The following is a 20,317-nucleotide window of genomic DNA, read 5'->3' on the forward strand; positions in this document are numbered from 1 at the left end:
GGGTTGCATTATTTTTTGTAAAAGTTGTGTCACGGCGATGTGTAGATTCTACACAGTCCTACACGCCGTTCCCACTGAAGCCGAGAGAATCTTCCAGCCAGGTGTCTGTTCGCTGCACCGAAAGGCGACTTTTCATCGCTTTTCTGCCCGCCGAATACTGCGCCCACCTCACGGCGAGCGCAGAGAGCCGTCCGAGATGCCGCATAAGGGTCCACAGCGGTCCCGGCAGGTTCCGGCGCAGCACATCATCCTCGAAACTTGCGTAGTGGCTTGCGCTGCCGGGGTCGCCCTGCCTTGCGGCGCGCCCGAACAACTGCCGGTCGATTCTGGACGACGGGTTACATTCCGTGGCAATCACGTGCAGTCCGCCAAGTTTTTTTACCTTGTCCGGTATCTTGATATCCGTGCCGCGCCCGGCCATGTTTGTAGCGACAGTTATCGCGCCCAGGCGTCCGGCACGTTCGATAATCGCGGCCTCGTCGTCGCTACGCACGGCATTTATCACGCGGCATTCAAGCCCGAGAGCCGTAATCATTTCGGCCAGCGTTTCGCTTTCGTCTATATCCTTCGTCCCAATAAGCACGGGGCGGCCCGTCGCATGGACATTCATCACTTCGCGGACTATGGCGACACGCTTGCTTTCCTTTGTAGAGAAAATCCTGAGCATAGAGATCTTGCGAAGACAGCGGCGATGGTTCGGGACGCAGAGGACCGGGGACCCGTAAATAGTCCAGAATTCACCGAGGGCCTCCTTACCGGTCCCCGTCATGCCCGAGAAATTCTTGTACAGCCTAAAGAATCGCTGGAAACTCATTCGGGCCTCAGTTTCCTTGAGCCCAGAAAGTTCCAGCCCTTCTTTCAGTTCTATCATCTGGTGAAGCCCGCCGTTCCAGGAACGCATGGGCATCTTGCGGCCCGTGGACTCGTCCACAATTACGACCTTACCCTCTTCCACGACATACTGGCGTCCGGCAATAAACAGATACCGCGCCGTCAGCGCCTGACGAATCAGGTCCTTCAGGAATGCAGCCTTTGAAAAGCCGCTCGACGCGGGGCCTTCGAGCCATTCGTCCATGTCCGTCAAGAAATGGATTGTGCGCAGCTTGCCATCGACAAGGAAGTCGATTCCTTCCTGCAACTTTCCCGAAAGTTCATAGGCCTGCCTACAGCTTTCGTTAAAGCCCTCGTTCTTGTTTTCCCTAGAAATAATCAGCGGCGTTACGGCCTCGTCAATCAACACGTTATCAGCCTCATCGACAATGGCGGTGCATAGCCCCCGCTGCACCACGCCCCTGCCGAACTCCCCGCCCTGCAGGCTGAAGCGGTCCAGGAGCCGCTTCGAAAAGTTCTGCATCTTTCCCATGGCGATACGGTCCCGCAAGAAGTCGGCCAGCACTTCCTTCGCCGTAGAGTAGGTAATCGCGGCGGCATAGCCCGCCCTCCGTTCTTCCGGCTTCATCGCACCGGTCACGGCTCCCACGGTAAGGCCACAATAGTCAAACAGCGGCTTCATTATCTGCGCGTCGCGGCTTGCCAGGTAGTCATTGGCGGTTATCACATGGCACGGCATACCCGACAAGCCGCGCACCGCGGCACACATGGCGGCGGTAATCGTCTTGCCCTCGCCGGTGGACATCTCGGCGATATAGCCACGATAAAGGCAAAGGGCACCCGCAATCTGCTCCACATAGGGCCTATACCCCATCGTCCGGAAAGCGGCCTCCTGCATCAACGCGAATGCCTCGCAAAGGGTCGAGTCATTGACAGGGCGCTTGAGCAGGGCGGCAAGCCCTTCTATCCGCCCTTTCAGCTCGGCGTCAGACTTTTCCGAAAGACTGCGGCCAAGGCTGTCTATTTTCCGTGCGGTCCGCAGAATACGCCTGATAACGGAACGACGGCTCCTGAAGCGTCCGACAAGCCGGAACACAAACGCGTCGATACCCACGGGAATCTTCTCCACGCGTTTCAACGAAGTAAGCCTGTAGTCGCCAGTCAAGTCCATCACATCTTGTAGTATTTTTGCAACGCCTGCCGTACCTTGCGTATCCCCTGGACGGCCAAGGGAGCATAGCCAAGCTGAATACGAATCTTGCCCGTCCTTCCGTGCAGGCGGCGAACATCCATCGAATCGGGCATCTCGGCCCTTACAAGGTAAACGGGTTCCGCCGTCTGTTCCGAATACCCGTCGCTCTTCGTCTCGACTTCCCCACCCCCGAGCCAACCCAGCGCATTCGAGGGCAAGCGGTCTTGCGCACTGGGGATAGCCATGGCAGAGACAACCTTCAGTTCCTTAAATACATCGCCGTGCAAGCGCACCGATGCGCGAACGGGCTTGTCCGTAAACAACCTTGCGCCATCTTCCTGGTTTACCACTGCCAAAAAATCGAACGCGGTCGTATCCAGCAAGATGCCCAGCGAATCGCCCTTGCCTACCCAGCGCCCCTGATAGTCCTCGATGCCGGGCGCACTCCAGATACCGTCCATCCCCGCGACAAGTGTAAGTTCGCTCTCGCTCCTTTCGAGTTCTTCGAGTTCCTGCTTCAATACCGAAAGCCGCTTTTCAAGCGGGTGCATGTCTTCGGGGGCCTCGTTCAGTGCACGGTAATACATCTGCCGCGCTTCCTGTATTTCGGAGCGCTTGGCCTCGGCGGCATACTTGATTTCCAGATTCTCCAGGAGCACGAGCGTGTCGCCCTTCCTTACCGCACTGTAGCTTTCGCGGTATAGCCTGGTGGCAAAGCCGCCCTCGTTCGCTATGGTGTTCTCGTAATGGCGGGCTTCCAGTACGCCCGGGGCCGTAAACGTATCGGGAACGGGCAAGTAGAACAGCGCCGCAAACAGCAGGGCGAAAAAGGCTATCGTCAAGACTGCCGCACGGTTACGGACCTGCGAAAGCCCCGGCCCCCAGAAAACATACCTGAAAAACTTGCCTACCGGAATAACCACCATGGTAAGGCAAAGCAGCACGCCCATGACAAACGAAAGTATCAGGTAATGCGCCGATATGGCGACGATGAACCCCGCGAAGAGGAAAAACCTGTAGACAGCGCTGGATATCCCGTAAACCGTGTATATCACCTTCTCGCTCGCCCTGAAGGCGACCGGTTCCGCGTCGCGCTTACGGAAGGCATATCGTTCCAGAAGGTACTGCAGGTGCCGTACGGAATGCTGTTGCAGGTTCGGCATGTCCAGCAGGTCGGTCAATATGTAGTAGCCGTCAAAGCGCATGAGCGGGTTCACGTTGAACAGCACCGTAGAGACCGAGCAGATGATGAACACGTTGTAGCAGAGCGCACGGGCCGTGCCGCCGCCAAGGTTCGCCCACAGGATAAGCGCCACCGAGGCTATAAAGAACTCGAAGAGCATTCCCGCGGCCCCCACAAAGGCACGGTGCCGCTTCTTGCGGAAAGACCAGCTCGCCGTGGCATCCACATACGGCAGGGGCGCAAGGAGCATGAACATCACGCCCAGCGTATGGACCTCGCCGCCATATTTCTTGACGACGCTCGCATGCCCGAACTCGTGGAACAGCTTCACGAACACGGTGCACACGTACACCCAGCCAATGTTCGACGGAGCAAGGAAACCTGCGCTCTGGTCCTTGAGTGCGTCGAAGTTCTCGACACCGTACTTGACGGCGACAATGACTGTCGCAAGCCACACCAGCATCATCGGCGTACTGAGCAGGATGCGGATCAGCCACCGTAAACGGTTCAGGAGCGGGTCGGGGTCGAATACCGGTATTCGCAGGAAAAAGATATTGAGCAAGGTGGACTTGACCTTCTTGCGGGTCTTTTTCTTGTCGCGGTCGAAAAGTTTCGTGCCATCTTCCACGCCGTCATAAAGCAGCATGTTCGCCTGGTAAAGCTGCGCGAGCATCTCGATGACTTCGCCCTGGCCCGGGATGTCGCCCTCGCCGCTTTCCAGCATGCTGTTCCAAATCTCGCCTACGGTCCTACTCACGGAAAGGCGAGAAACAAAGGAATAGGCCCCCTGCGGCAGGCGGAAATACTGGTTCGTGAACGGCTCGTAGAGCACATACCACAAGACGCCCCGATATATCTGGCGGTGAATGCGGACGCTCGAACGGAGAGCTATACGGCTCCCCGCGAGACGGTACCACGACTCGTGGAAAATCTTGCGCTGTTTATCGAGAGGCATAGTTTTCCCGTGCCAGACGCTACTGCGCGATGGATACTACCACTACGGTGTCTTCTTCCGCTCTGAAATAGATCTCGAAACAACCGTTTTCGCCATTCGGCTGGTCCGGCACATCCACCGAGTACCACCACGTGCTCGGAATATCCAGGTGCAGCGGTCCGGTAGCAGTTTCAAGGTCAACATCGATAGCCGGGAACCGGCCCTGACTTCCGATAAAGATAAGTTTCAGGTTGGGGACATAGTTTGTGTCACGGTAGAACTCGTGGAAAACGACCTTCACAGTTTCACCGGCAGTAAGGAACAGCGGAGTTTGCATGTCGTACGACTCTATGGTCGTTATGCTAGGTTCATCGCCCTGTCCGTTGCCGGTTTCGCCATTCCCGGTTTCACCGCCTTGCCCGTTGCCGGTTTCGCCGTCCCCGGTTTCACCGCCTTGCTCGTTGCCGGTTTCGCCGTCCCCGGTTTCACCGCCTTGTCCGTTGCCGGTTTCACCGTTCCCGGTTTCGCCATCCAGGGGCTGAGTATTGTTGTCGTCGGGCTCCGTCTGGTTATTGCCATCGTCCGGTGCCGTTTCAGAACCGGCAAATTCGATGTCTGGGACTTCGAATCCAGTTGCAGTCAGATTTCCGTTGAACACGAGGTTCTTGGACGATTCGTCATACACGTGGTCGCCCGTGTCGCCAGCAGTCTCAAGGGCTATGCCCTCGATACGCCCCTGCCTAACCTGGTCTTGCATCTCGTTTACGCTCATACCGGTATCGCCATCGACGAAACGCCGCCTCTGTGCCTTGGTATAGTCGTTGTCCTCAAGGACAATCTCGACATTCTGGCTGAACACGCCGACAGGATTGTTGTGTTCCACCTTAAGCGAAGCCTTGTCGCCAACAACCACGTCGTCACCAGCACCGGAATAGACTTCGTCAATTCCTTCACCACCTACGACGACATCGCGGTCCTTGCCAGTCACAATCGTATCGCCAGCACCCTTCGCTACATTGCCGTCAGTCATTGCAACCGATTCCGATGTAATTACCCTGTTCCTGTAGTCGGCTACGTTCTCGTCACCCGCGAACGGGATATCCAAATCAAAGAGCAACCTAGCCTCGTCACCAAAAACAAGGTCCTTGTCGTGATCGCCACCAACTTCGATAGCCTCGGTCGGCAGAGAGCTCTTCACAATCTGCACACCGCTAAATACGGGAATATTGTTCCACTTCGCATCTCCCATGGTGGAATCATAACGACTAATGCTTACCGTAAGCGAACTAGCCTTCACATTGCGGAACACAACATAGTTGCCAATCATCGTAACATTCGGTGTTATGCCAGATGCAAGAGCCCCCTTCTGATAGCTGGTACAGGTGACCTGCTTGTATTCCCCATCAAAACAGTCGCCCATCCAGTCGTTAAGGAAGTAGGTCTGGCCGTTGCTACCCGTAATCTTGAAAATATAGTCGTAACCGTCGCGCTCGTTGTCGATTCCGCTTATGTAAACATAGACATCGCGTGGATCGCTCTCGCTTGCGGGTATGTTGGAGAGTTCAAGCGTAAGCGTGTCATGGGCCTGACCGCAGACATAGGTCTTGAACATTTTATTGTTGCCGGTGTCAGCATCCATGGACGCGTTAACCTTTTCTGTCGGGGCGTCGTTATTGCCGTTGATATGGTAACGGAAATGCACGTCCGTCGGGTCCTGTCCGAATTCCCTCTGCTGCGAGCCAGCCTGGTAAACATTGTGCCAGTTCGAATCGACAACGACACCGGCAGACTCGCCCTGTCGCATAAGCAGGCTTTCCGGCGTGGAGATATCCACGAAGTTGAGCGACACGACATCAACCCCATCAAGGGTCCCATCAGCGGTGGGAGTCGCAGAAGCATCAATCTTGTCGACACCGAGGCCGCCCACCACCGTATCATCACCGTCGCCAGTCAAAATGGTGTCGTCATAGGTGGCAGACATGTCAGTCGAAATGACGGATTCCGCGGTCGTTATCGTGGATGCCGTAGTGGCGGCGTCATCGCGGTCGGTGAACAGCATCTTGGCATTGTCGCCAAAAACCACGTCATTGTCATTGATACCGTAATGTTCGTCACCGTAAGTGTTGATTTGGTCATTGCCTGTCCCGCCCACGACGATATCGTCGCCACCGGATGTCCTGACGGTATCGTTTCCGCCATAGGCGATATCAGTCGATGCTGCCACATCCTGCTTGTGGTGGCGACCGCGCACCTGTATGCCCGCAATGCCAGCACGGTCCTTGCCGTTCTGGCCGTTGCTGGGGTCGCCATCAGTAATCTCGACATGGAACCGGTCTCCACTGATGCCCTTGAATATAACGCAGTTGGCATATACCGGGTTACCCGCGATATCCCTTGCATTCCGGGCCTGTTCGGCAGTCGTAGCCGTAGCGACAATCCAGTTGCCGTTGAACGTATTCGACTCAGGGTCATTCACAAAGTAGCACCCGGCTACATCGCTGTGGGACACTCCATTTTTGTCCACATAGTCGCGGTAGAGAGTAACCATGCGGACACTATCGGGTGACCAGGAATTTTCACGGACCATATCAAGGTAAACTACCACGTCATAATCCGTAAAGTATTGCGAGAGGCCGTCAACCTGTACAAGCAGCTTGGTCTGGTCGTTGTTGCGGCTCGTATCCAGGCCGCTCTTCATCAGGTTTACGTCGCCCGGGTCGGAACCGTGAACCATATTGCTCTGGTCGTAGCCGTGCAAACGTATCTGTTGCCCCGTAGTCGTGTCAATGCGGTGGGCCTCGGTTGCGCCGTACGTTACGCTCACGGCACTAGCACGGGAGCCGTTGTCGAACAGCACAATTTCATCATCCTCATTACCGTAGGTGCCCGCCTCGATGCCGGAGGGGTTCTTGATATAGTTCCAGTTGCCAACGCGATAGTCCGCATGCTCGGTAACATCCACGAACTCGCCCGTGGTTTCATCCATTTGGCTGAAGGTGTAGTCAGCAACGGCACCGGCCTGTTCGTTTGCGGCAACACCCGTCTGGGCAGGCCCCTGGAAGTTGAAACTGAGGGTCGATTCATCGTAAATGGTAGGGATGTTTTGGAGTTCGTCCAACTGGTTCTGCGCCTCGGAAGCATTGCCGCGGAATGTCGCATAGGCGTTGTCGCCAAAGACGACATCCTTACCGGTCCCGGTGTCAATCGTATCGTTATCGAGACCGCCCATTACCACGTTGTCACCGTCACCGGCGTCTATCCGGTCCTTGCCCGCACTACTCTTGAGAGCGGCATTTTCGCCCTCGCCTTCAAGCACAGGAATGTCGTGCCCTTCGTTCGTCACAAGGAGAGCGTTGCGGTTGAGATCCATGACGACCTTGCCGCCATCGCCCACGATGGTATCGTTTCCGGCCCCCGTGTGAATGACATCGTGCGTTGTTCCGCCAAGCACGACGTTCGCACCGTCACCCGTGGTAATGAAATCCTCGCCACCGAGTTCATCGCTCGTCGTTTCGAGAACCTGACGCTTTTCGAATACTTCGAGCTTACCGCCATCACCTGCAGCAATGTTATCAGCACCAGTAATGCGGATGTCATCGCCAGCGAAGCCGCCCATCGCAATATTCTTGCCGCCACTGATGGAGATGTTGTCCACACCACCGATGTCATCGGAGGTCGTCTCAACGATATGCAAGCCCTTACCCACGGAATCACCGTACATGGCATTTTCAAGGTTGCCAGCGTCGTACTGCACAGAGCCACTATCGCCAAGCACCACGTTCATGTTTCCCGAAACCGAGAGCACATCGCCATTTGCACCACCAATCACGTTACTGTCCGTACCGCCGAGAGTAATCATGTCAATATCGCCAATATCATCGGCGACCGACCGGACATTCGTAGCGTTACGACGTATGCCATCGGTCTGCTTGTCAAGCTTGCCACTGGCATCCTTCGCAATAGTCGTGTGAATGGTTTCGGGTTCATCATCAATAAGCTCGTAACCGAGCCTGGTTGTAAATTCATCAGCCTTCGTAAGGCTAGCGTACTCAACCACACCCATGTCACCGAAGGCAATACCACCCTGGCTCACATTGATATAGTCAGCACCCTTGCCACCGAAAAGCACCATGTCATTACGCGTAACATTGGGATTGACACCAAAAATTTGGTCGTTGCCGCTTTCGGCGTTCACGACGAGCTGGCCGTCACCCACGTAACCATAACCGAACGAGAAACTCTTAATGTAGATGGAATCATCTGATGGGAGCGTGAATGCGCGATCCGTGCGGAAACTCGAGGATGTGAACGACCCAGCCACGACTAGCCTACGCTGGGTAGTACCATCGCTGAGTTTTGCATCTACATAGATTGACTTACCCGCTTCGGTAGCGGCAGCAACGCTTGCTTCGATTGTCGCGGCGTATTCGTCCTTAATCGTGTAGTTATACGCGAAACCATCCATTACGACGGTTTCTTCGGTATCGGACTCTTCAGCTTCAGTAGCAGGCGATTCGTCGGTTTCTTCTTCATCCAAATCAACCACAACGCTCTCCGCGATGACGGTAGAGGCCACATCTTCCTTGTAGCTGTTGACATTGATGATGTCATCGAACTTTGCCTGAATGAACGTGAACCCAGCAATACTTTCACCGTCGCGAAGGATAAAGTCATCCTTGACATCAAAACCCGAGATGCTGTCAAACACACCGACAATCTCGCGGCGCTGAGTGCCCACGACTTCTGTTTCACCATTCTCTGTCTTGACGATTTCGGCATCCACGTAATAGATTCTGGTATCTTCCGCGGTCTTTTCGAACGTTACTCCCGTATCGACAGCTATGTCATAATGGAAAAGTCCTGCGGCAGAAACACTAGAGGCGCTGAAAGTAGCAGTCCCGATTACCTCGCCAACCGTATTACTCTTTGCGGAATTGATATCACCCGTATTCACGACCGTGAATGTCTGGAAGCCGTCTTCGCGGTGCAGCGTCTTGGAAATATCGACTGTATCGGAACCCGTGCCAAGGTTGTATTCGCCGAACTCGAAATCCGAAACAGAAATACCACGTTTACCGATTTCGGTATGCGTGAAGCGCAACGCGTTCGGGTCCCTGTTCATGGAGCCTTCCGTTTCGCTTACATTCTTAAAGAAACTCAGGACATTTTCGGCATCCATGCCAACCAAGCCAAGTTCCGCCGCGATTTGGGCAACCTCTTCGCCGGTATAAGTCTTGGTGGGGTCGAAATTCATTTCAGCGAGCTTGGAGGCAAAGGCTTCAAATGTACTATTTGCATCCCTCGAAGCAGCCTGGTTATTCACGAAAATACGATCGACACTTTCGGCTTCGTTCACGAACAAGTAATCCTTATTGCCCGAGAAGAGCAAGCTGGAATTATCCTTCGTAAAGTAGTCCACAGCCGAATTCAACGTAAAGACGAGTTTATCGCCCTTAATTTCGCATTTATCAATCCTAAACCAGTCCGACTGATTCTTGTATATCGTTTTACCGTTATCATCAGTACCGCATGCGACACCGTTCGCGTTCGTGGAGACAAAACGCACGGTCTTACCCTCGTAAGCCGAAACCGTCGCTCCAGCAGGCATAGCAATGGATAAAGAGGCTTCCATCAGCGAATCGACACTCACAAGCAAGTTACTGTCATATTCGTTCTTTTCGTTATACACAGAAGCTTCCTTAAGTTCTTCACCAACGGTCAAATGGTGTTGATACGACAACATCTGGGTGTCGGCATCCACATTTTCAGCGGAGGTTCCTTCACCAAATGCATACAAGGCTCCATCGACTTCATCAATAAGTTTTTCAGACTTATCAACATTCACAATTCCGTAATCTTCGTCAAATTCATCCGCCTTGGCATGGACATTGATGGTCAAACCACTCTGCCAGTTGGCCTGCGTAAATTTGACAATCAGACTTCCGTCCGCTTCGGTCGAAACGACAGATGCCGTATCAGCGCACGAAATTTCAAGCTGATGTTCTGGAGTGGTAGAAGAAATCTTGTCAATCAACTTCGTCGGAGAAATACGCACATAGACCGCACTATTCACAGTCGGAGCTGCGGAAAGTTTGACTACATAGTTTGTATTTGAATAGGCATCTGAATCAGTTCCTTCAGCTATTCTCGTTTCGTTCTGTTCAACAAGAATCTTGTAGGCAGCAGCGCCTGTATCTTGAGATGGAGTTGGCGCAACGCCTGTGTTAACCGGCGTGCCGTACGTCGGCATTGTCGCCATGACAGTGATTTCACCATGTACCGTCATCAAGCGATTATTACTTCCATTGTAGAATACAATGGTGTTACCGTTCTGCACGTAATAGATATCACCCGAAGCAACAGACTTTTCAGGAACTACGTCTTCATTGTATATCACAGAAGTCACTGTAGCCTCTTCATCGGCAATATAGCACTTCGAAGAAGCCACGTACATGGAATTACTGCGATAGATAATTACCGCTTCTTTACCAACATTCGTACTACCGAGGAATGTAATAGAGTCATCTGCTATTCTATAATCCGTTCCAGAGACCAAGTAACCATCCACGCCCTTGATGTACACATCGAACTCAAAGCTTGCCTTCGACTTGGACTTTGTAAATACTTCGTTTAAGTTCATTGCTCCCGAGACGATTGTGACTTCTTCGGCAAAAGTCATCGCCTTGCTGATTGCAGTAGATGTTGCAGCATCGGAAACATTGACAGAAAGTACCGTTGTGGACTTCTGTAATTCCATTTTTTTCATTTTCGGAAGAAGGCCCGAAAACTCCAGGTTTGTCCAAGTACTGGTAAGGGAGAGCGACTGAATTGAAGGTTCTTCGGCGAGTTTATCGCCAAAAGCCTTGACGTACAACGAGGCTTCCTTGGTAGAAGAATCTAAAACAAGCGTAGCGGTATCTTTCCATGTTGTGCCATCGGTAGAAACCATAATTCCGCGATCACCGCTCATAAGACCCATATTAGAAAGCTGGGGAGCCGCAATACTCACAGTTATCGAACCAATCTTGGCATTGCCCGCATAGCACACCTTGACAACCTTGGGAGTTCCTTCCTGAGCGTCAATCTGCTCAATGACTCTACCAGTTACACCATCCTTAAGATAAACCACAGGGGAATTTGTCGTATCCATTATCGCAAATTCAGCGACAGCAGAGCTTACGTCATCGAAATTAGTATCACGATCGTCATAGCCTTCTGTGACAATAGAATTCTTGATTGTGCAATGCTGCCCATCGGTATCCGCATTTCGCAACACCATGGCCTTGTCAATTCCGCCGACAGAAACGGTGTCATTGCCCTTGCCACCATTAATCGTTTGGGATTCACCGGCATTGCTGCTTACGACATTGAAGAGGTCATCACCTGCGGCGGCGTCGTAAGTGGTCGTTTCAACGCCAGCCACCTTGATGCTCACAACGGAGCTAAGCATGCCCTCTTTCGAAACGACAAACTGGTCATCGCCATTGGTGCCGCGAATCAGCAGGGAATCATTGCCCTTGCCGCCATCCACAGACATAGGACCGTTCGTAATGGGCTTGTCATTTTCATCCTGATAGCTGAAGACGGCAAAATTATCGTCGCCCTTGCCACCCTTCAAGTTCAAGCGGCCTTCATTGTGGTTTACAATGAAGGTATCCACATCGCTGCCGCCCTCAATATTGACAACGGTATCCTTGGTAACGCCTTCACCCAGATACTCTTCCTCGTTGGTTTTAACTGTGTTATAGGCGTCATTTGCAAGAACCTGCGCAGAGTTCGTCGTTTCACGTTCTGACTTGTAGAGTTGCCCTATCTGGAATGTATCCTTACCGGCGCCGCCATCAATATTCATGGACTTGGCTGAACCATCAAGAGACACGAGGTCGTCGCCACCATTGGCATTCAAATTCACCACACTGATTGCTTCCGTAAAATTCACGCGTTCAATGTTGGTATTCGCATTCGAGCTATTCTGATTCACCCCTCCAGTGGGGAGTAAGGCCACAAAGCCCAAGGAGTTTTCTTCCTTAGAGCGACGCACAAGCAAATTGTCGTCATTTTCGGTACCTTCAACCACAAGCGTATTGACATCCGTATCGGCACCGGTATCCACAACATTCGCGTAGTTGACGGAACTATCGCCCATCAAATTCACGGTAACCTTGTCATTGCCAGCCTGACCATCCACATAGTCCATGCCCGGGCCAGTTATGATTCTATCATCACCCTTTTCAGTAGAAGAACTTATGGAATCGATATAGATATTTTTATTCAAGCCCAGGTTAGATGCAAAATCAAGATTTGTTTCATCTGGCGTAAACTTTGTTGTACCTAAGGTAATTGCGGTAACGCCAGCATCACCATAAAGTTTATCGTCACCGGCACCGCCGTCAATGATATCGTCGCCATCGCCACCATAAATTATATCGTTATCAATACCTCCGCAGATGGTATCATTGCCACCATCGCCATCGATAACATCATTACCAATACCACCATGGATGATATCATTACCACCTGCAGAGCCTCCTCCATCGCCCAAAATCAGGTCATTGCCGTCGCCGCCGTTAATTTCATCTGTTCCATAAGTTGTAAGCGAATCGGTTGCAAACTCAGGGACTGTAACGCCTTTACCATCTGGCAAGCTAAATATGAAATCACTTGCCTGAACAACCTTAATAGCGTTATTTTCACTGTGGGCATCAATGAATTCTTGGCTATAACCATCCAAGTTACCGAACGGGGTTTTCAGATCAAACGACGAGCCGCTAAAACGGTCGCCGAAAATGATATCCATTCCGGCGCCACCTTCGATTTTATCGCTGTCGGAGCCTCCCAAGATCCAGTCATTACCGGTTTCGCCGAAAATTTTGTCATCACCGGCAGAGCCATCGATTTTATCGTCACCGGAACCGCCATAGATTTTATCATCGCCTTCGCCGCCGACTATAATATCGGCGCCGCCGAAATCGCTCATCGCAGTGCGCGAAACCGCATTATTCGTGACATCATACTCGCCGCCGTCGCCGACAAGAATGTCATTGCCACCGTTACCGTATATCTTGTCATCACCTGCGCCACCAAAGATAATATCGTCGCCTATATTGCCGTAAATGTAATCCCCGCCTGATGCGCCCGGATCTACATTGACGACATACTTCTTCTCGTCCTTATTCCTTGGCATTGTAGAATCGCCAAAGATGACGTTCTTGCCTATGGCACCCAAAATTGTATCTGAACCGGCATCACCCCAAATGTATGCCACATGGTCAGAGTTCAACGTGAGCCCACTCAGGTCAATGACATCGTCACCATCACCGCCATGGATTTCTATATCGAAATTGGCATTACCAGAAAGAACGATCCTATCAACATCCGCTCCAGATTTGATAATTAACCTGCCACCCTTACTAGTATCAACGGTAACACTATGCTCTTCATTACCTTTCCATATGACTCTATCACCATCTAATTCGAATTTTACCGTTTCTTGGCCGTCCTCAAGGGAATTGTTTGCCCCTCCCTTATAGACTCTTTCCTGCGAATTATCACCCACATTTGCGATAACGTCACCTTCGTCTTCATCTTCATGAGCCATGACAGGATCAAGATCACGATCTACATTAGCGGTAAAATCAAACAGGGTTATTTCGCCTGTTATGTCCCATTCCTCAGTATAGAACAGGAACTCCACATAGGCGAAAAGTTCCGCGCTTATTTTGCCCTTAAGGTCAAACATGCCCATCACCCCGGAATCTTCCGCAGTCTGCTTGAATTCCTTCAAGCGCAGCTTTCCGTCTTCATTGGGATCGAACATATCCAAACCAGTGGTTATCGTAACACCACCGCCTACGCCGCCTTTAATGATTCCGCCGTTGAACTCAGCAGAGGCCTTGACACCACCATAGAATTCCAGTTCACTGGAATCCTTACCGTCGTGCAAATCGTCCACATAAAAACCGTTGACTAAGGCACCGTAGTCCTTCCAGCCACTGCCGATATATTGGCGAATTCCGTAGGTATCATAGCCAAAGCCAAGGTTGATATTTGCACCGAAAGCAATGTCCAGGCGCACTCCCAGCGGGCCATATACAGGGAAGAAGGTATCCCAGCTGAATTCAAAATTCAAGGGACTCATCGTATAATGGACAAGGTCGATATCCTCCCCCAGCAGAAGCCTATACGCCCCTTGCATATCCTGCCAGAAAAATTTCCAATGAGAATCCGCGGAAGCCGGATCAACGATATCGCTTAGGCCATTATTGGAAACCTTACCATCGGGGTCAACCAGAGTAGGCTTAGCTGTGGTATCCATATACTTGGAATTATCCAAAGACGTTGACTTCGCCTTGCCTTCTATTACTTTCTTTGCAGATGTTGGATCTTTAGAGAATTCTGTTGCAGAAGGACCCCCAATAAGCCAATAATTAGGAAGATTAATCAATACATTCCCATCATTGGCAACTTTGCCGAAATTAGTAATTTTTTCCGCAATATTGAGTATTTCCTTGACCTCAAAGATAAATGAATCATCGAAATCTGGATTCTTGCTGTACATCTTGGCAAGTTTCAGCGGGGTCAATTCAACGCCAAGGTCATCCAAGACGGGGAAGGGAGTCGTCAGGAAGTCGATAAGATTCTTCATCGGCTCTATGACATCCTTAGCACGGTTGACAACAGGGCCAAGGACATTCGAAATGAAGGTTCCTACGTCAATTGTCATATTGGAAAAACCGAGCGAGGTCACGCCATTAGACACATCCCACTCAAAGTCGAAATTCCCGTTAAACTTGGGATATTTACTTGATGAGCTACTATCCTCAATTTTACCGAAGCCAACAGTAATTCCAGCCGAGATGTTCGTTCTTGCAACCACATAAGGGGTAATACTCGAAATCACGTTAGAAATGTGATTTACTTGTTGCCGACCCAAGTCAACATTAAAACTAAACTCGGCCAAATCGTCGTCATCCATTTCCAACTGCATGGCAAGTTTAGAAATGGATCCATTAATTTTAGAACCCTTATCAAAATGGACTTTCGCCCCAGCCGTAAACTCATTTTCGTCACCTTCATTGAAGAAGAAGTAGAATCCATCTCGTTCAGATATCCCAAAGCCAAACTGCAGATTCCAGCCAATTTCAAGGCTAACCCCGCCATCGCCCGCAATTTCCAATCCTGGCATTCCAAGGTCAAAGCCCAAATCAGTCCCAATTTGGTATACATCACTCAATTCTAGGAACCATTCCGCATACTCAGCACCACTTCTGTAAGCAACACCTTTCGCGAGCCTCCATACATCGGTTGTATCGTACTGAGAAATTCCCGTCACACTTGTCAAATCGGAAGTAAGAAGTTCGCCCAACTTCTCCGCAATCATTTTCGCATTGAAACCGGTGGATTCGTAAACAAAATCAGAAAATGGTTCAAGCACACGATCCCTGATAGCGCTCAAGAAGTCAACACCATTGCTCAACGCATCCCCCATAATGGGCATATCCTTGAGTTGGGACATAATTTTTCCGTTCAAACCGGATTCTATACGCGTGAACAGTTCATCCAAGCCGGCAACGGCAAGCTTAATCTTGTCGAAGAAATCAACATTCCCCGATCCAAGGCTTTGAATTTTTGCATAGACTTCACTGAAATCGGCCACCAACGTTCCATCAGTCAAACCGCTCTTTTTGTCCTCCGACATTAACATAGAAAAACCTATGTTTTTAACATCCAAAGAACCAAACACGTCCGCCATTGATTTTGCTACTGCATAGTTGTTGATATCTCCACCAACGACAGTATTACTAGCACTATTCCATTTACCCAAGTAAATATTCCCCAAGGTATACCCCTTGATACTTATGGGCAATCGACCAAGTATTGTTGCGTTGACAGAATAGGGAGGATTATCTTTATCAAAAGTCACTGCAGTCACCAGACTACCGTCACTCCCGATTTCCCCTTCAAAGGAGGCTTTCATATGAATAAACGAATCATCGCCATCAGAACCCACCTTGATAAGGTTCTTGAGCAAATCCATATTGGTAACACCGGCGTTAAATCCCAGGTCAAATGAAAGTTTTGAACCAGAAATGCCAATATTGGCGCCAAACTTTATTCCGCGATCTTTTAGCACAAATCCATTATTTGCACTAACCAATGCGGACATTTTGAACCAAAGTCCGCCAGTCAAGCCAAGGTTGGCATGACCATTAATGCCTTCACCACTTTTACCGAAATTCAAATCAAAACTATCATCGTCTCCAAAAATTTTCATTAAATCCAAGTCAAATTCAATGGCCTTATTAACATTATCCCACTTCAAATCGACAATTTTGGGGTTTGACGTTGGAACATCGGAATTCACAGTCAAACCAGCATCTTCTAAATATTTTGAGAAATACGTTGCAAATGACTGTATGTCGGTAACATTTTCTGCACGCAAGGTATCGACAACACTCAATACAGAATCTGCCACATTTACAAGGTCACTCACCTTCTTATTGATAAGCGGAATTTCAAAATTCATGCCATCCGTGGCATCAACAATTTTTTTAGCAAAAACAGTCACCATTCCATAGACCGCTTCTATGGAAAAGTTCGAAATATTTTGTATATATGTGTTAGTTGAAATTTCGTTTTTTATATCGTTGATAAAAGTATCGAAATTTAATTTGCTGTTTTTCACAACTGATTCATTACCCAAACTGAATAACGTTTCGTGCATTCCACCAATTGTAAAACCAGAGGATATATCCAATTCATTTGTAAATGAACCAGCATCTTCCGTCATAGTTGTATCAGGATTTCTGCTGTCATACCCCAGAGTATACCCAATTTCCCCTGACATGTTTACATCTACGCCCAAGAACCCAAGTGTAGCCTCGGCTTTAGCATTGTTGAGGGTAGCCTTAACATTGGCACTTACCGACTGCGTATTGCCTATTTTAATAAGTTCTGTCCAATCCATTTCACCAATGGGGGACCCGAAAACACGATATTCACCAACGCCATGCTCTTCATAATAAACCGATTTATTCTTGTCTCCAAAACCCAGCGCCTTCAGAATTTTATTTGTATGCAGGCTTTCAATTGAAAATTCCCCGGAGCTTTTGAACTCAATGTGGTCTTTACCTGCATAATCAATCGTTATAGTCGTCCCGACGAGGTAAGTTTCAATCTTTTGCACAACTTCAAGCAATGTCGTACTTGAAGAAATATTACCCAAATCAACACGAATCGACGACCCATTCTTTGGAGCAATTACAAAATCTTCTGAATCCGAACTCACAGCCGTAGAATCTTTTTTGATACTCAACGTATTGGCAGAAGTAAATACGAGATTCGTCCCATCAAAACTTAAGGAGATGTCCGTTCCTGTAATTGAAGATTTAACTTTCTGATACACACTCGCAACGGTATTGCACTCCGAGACATCAATTTCCAGTGAATCAATCGTAATTTTGTCAACATCTTTTTCTGCATCAAAGGTACCAGACACACGCATATCCTGCACCATACAAGTGCATCCATCCACCGAGCAGGATTCCAGGCTATACGACGACTTATTCTTCATCTTCTTTGCATCACAGCCAAAGCGTATCTCGTATTCCCCAGCGGTAGACGAGTCCCTTACATAAACGACATATATTCCGTAGGAACTCTCCTTAGAAGTACCATTATTTTTATTTTGAAAAGTCGTCTTTTTCAAGAACAGTTCCAAGGCATGCTGTAAATCCTGGCATGTAACGCCTGATACACTCAGGTCACAAATGTCCTTAAGGACTATTTCCTCCGAGTGCATTGTTCCTGCATCATCTTTGAACTCTAAATTTATCTTGTTCGTTGCAGAATTGACTTTTACTAGGCTAGTTGCCTGCACATCGTTTCCGCTTAAGTTCAAATCATAAAGGCTCTTTTCTACAGAACTAACCTTGGAACTATTTACGGTAAAACCAGAATCACCGTAGATATACAGTCGGTTGTCTATAAAATCATAGCTCAGTGTTTTGTCAGAGGCGTCCTTAAATTCAAACGCAGTCGAAGCGTCATAAGTATCTTTTGCAATCTTGACGGTATAATAATTCTCGTTCACTGCAGTGGTCACACCCGAGAAAGCATCTGCAAATATGGCATCACTGTCCTCAAGCGTTTCTCGCTTAAACTGAACATCCATGTCAAAAACTAATTGGACTCCAGCCTCAAAACTAGCATTGCCACTGGTTTTCACATTGGCAAAGGACCCTTCGCTAAGCATGGCGCCAAGAGAAAGGCCTATATCCCTTTTGAAGTTTACATCCATATTAAAGAGGAAATTGATCCTCCTTATTTGATTGACACTTCCGCTTGCAACATTGGATCCGGAGACTACATTGTCCAATTCATCATACAAAGTCATGGTAATCAAATTCGTAGGCGTCGCAGCACCCCCGAATATTGAAGTCCATTTATTGTTCAGTTTTTCAATAAACTTATCTAGGTTTTCAAAAGCCCCTTTGTAGAAGGTTTCGCTCTTATCAAGCATTTCTTCTTCAAAGTTCTCTAGCATTTTGGCATAGTCAATTATTGAACCCAAGGAATCCTTGGCAATAGATCCAAGCGCTTCAGCAGAAGTCCCTTTTGTAATTTGATTCCGCAGTTGGAACAAAAGAGTTTGGATGGCCATTTCAAGTCTATTGACAAGGTTGCTGCCGGTAATGTTTGTATAATCCTTTAATGCGTCGGGGTATTCCCATTCACCCGTCGCGATGTCATACTTGAAGGATTCCGCACTCCCCGAACTCGTATTATCATATTCAAAAATTCCAACTGCACTGGCCGAGTTTCCCGACTTAAGGGTCACCTTGTCGAAGCCTAAACTAATATTCGATGATGGTCCAATCTTGTAATCAGAACCATCGGCAACAATCTCGACAAATGCGTTAAAGTTGGCGTTTTCAAGATCCACATAGAACAAGCCCGTATTCACCGCCATGGAAGATGTCGCGGAGACGTTCAACTTAACGCTTTCGACACTGGGGTTATCCTTGTTGCTCAAATCCATAGTAAGTACCAAGTCGCCAGCAACATTGCTTACCTTAAACAGACCCATATCCAAATCAGAAGACATAGATTGCTGCAACTTGAATTCCAGTTTTGTCCCATTGAGTGTAATACCAGAAGTAACCCCAATGAACTTGTTTACCATATTGCTAAATAAGTCCGCATCGACAGCCACAGCAGGGTCTGTCGATGCAGCCAAATGGTACATAGCGCAGGCCTTGGCTATATTTCCCTTCAGGGAATCGAGGTTCGAAAGCGAAAGATTTCCCGGCAGTTTGACCGTATTGATCTTTTGAATGACGGAATCCAGGTCGAATACAGATGAATTGAAGGATACATCCGGGAACGTTACGTTCGGGTTCTGGATACTGGATACTTTGAGGTGCGAACTAGAATCGACCGAGAAAAGGAATGACGGAAGATTGGTTATACCGAATTCCAGGTCCACATCGACTTTGTTGCCGTTAACCTTGTCAACCGACACCTCAAGGTCGTTATCATCGCTAATGTCCTTTTCCTGAATGCTGATTCCCATGAAGGTCGCTGCAGCGCCCAGATTACCAACGCTCACACAAGCATTATTCAAGGACGCAGTCAAATCGCCATTTGTATCAACTGCCAAATCAAGCTTTACTGAAGCATCTGCAGAAACCTGATTCGGAATCGCTATGCCCGGCACGCCTGAAATGTTCATACCTTTTGTCGAGGAGAATTCAAGAATTCCCGATGTATAATCCGCATTTATTTCTGAGCTCTGGATTTTATTACTAACAAATTCACCAACAGCATCTTGAAGGCTCTGCCCTTCCGCCTGTGTAAAGGAGTTCCAATCTATTGAATTGATTGCAGCAATGACATCTACCTTATAATCATTGAAATCACCCACAATCTGCTGTTTGAGTCCATCGACCTCGTCTGCAGCCGGGTTAGCTGTAACACTATCAAAAGATTCAATGGCATTGATGGCCCCGGTCAATATATCACTATGGGCAGCCATCATCAAACGAGGTTCAAGGGGTTCAATATTGAAATTATTTTGAGAGTTCTTCTTGGAAGATTTCTTAGACTTGTTTTTCATCTTGGATGTCTTTGTTGAAATTTATTTTAATTTGACACAACGGACGGAAAGGGCGTTAAG

General features: G+C 49.1%; 3 protein-coding genes. All 3 read right to left on the reverse strand.

Going from position 1 to position 20,317, the window contains the following annotated elements; all coding sequences use genetic code 11:
* Positions 1-58: 58 nt before the first annotated feature.
* From Q0W37_RS13750 to Q0W37_RS13760, 3 genes are read right to left on the reverse strand one after another with little or no spacing between them, the layout of a single operon-like run.
* Positions 59-2,002 carry a hypothetical protein gene (locus tag Q0W37_RS13750; RefSeq protein ID WP_297702128.1) on the reverse strand — a complete coding sequence of 648 codons (1,944 nt, stop codon included), beginning with the start codon at positions 2,000-2,002 and terminating at the stop codon, positions 59-61.
* The gene (locus Q0W37_RS13755) at positions 2,002-4,161 is read right to left on the reverse strand and encodes a hypothetical protein (protein WP_297702126.1); all 2,160 of its coding nucleotides are present in this window, start codon (positions 4,159-4,161) and stop codon (positions 2,002-2,004) included. Before Q0W37_RS13755 ends, Q0W37_RS13750 begins: the two co-directional genes overlap by 1 nt.
* A 19-nt stretch (positions 4,162-4,180) precedes the next feature.
* Positions 4,181-20,257, reverse strand: coding sequence for a calcium-binding protein (locus Q0W37_RS13760; RefSeq protein WP_297702127.1), 16,077 nt, complete (start codon positions 20,255-20,257; stop codon positions 4,181-4,183).
* Positions 20,258-20,317: the final 60 nt, after the last annotated feature.

It is taken from the genome of uncultured Fibrobacter sp. (assembly GCF_947166265.1).
GTDB lineage: Bacteria > Fibrobacterota > Fibrobacteria > Fibrobacterales > Fibrobacteraceae > Fibrobacter.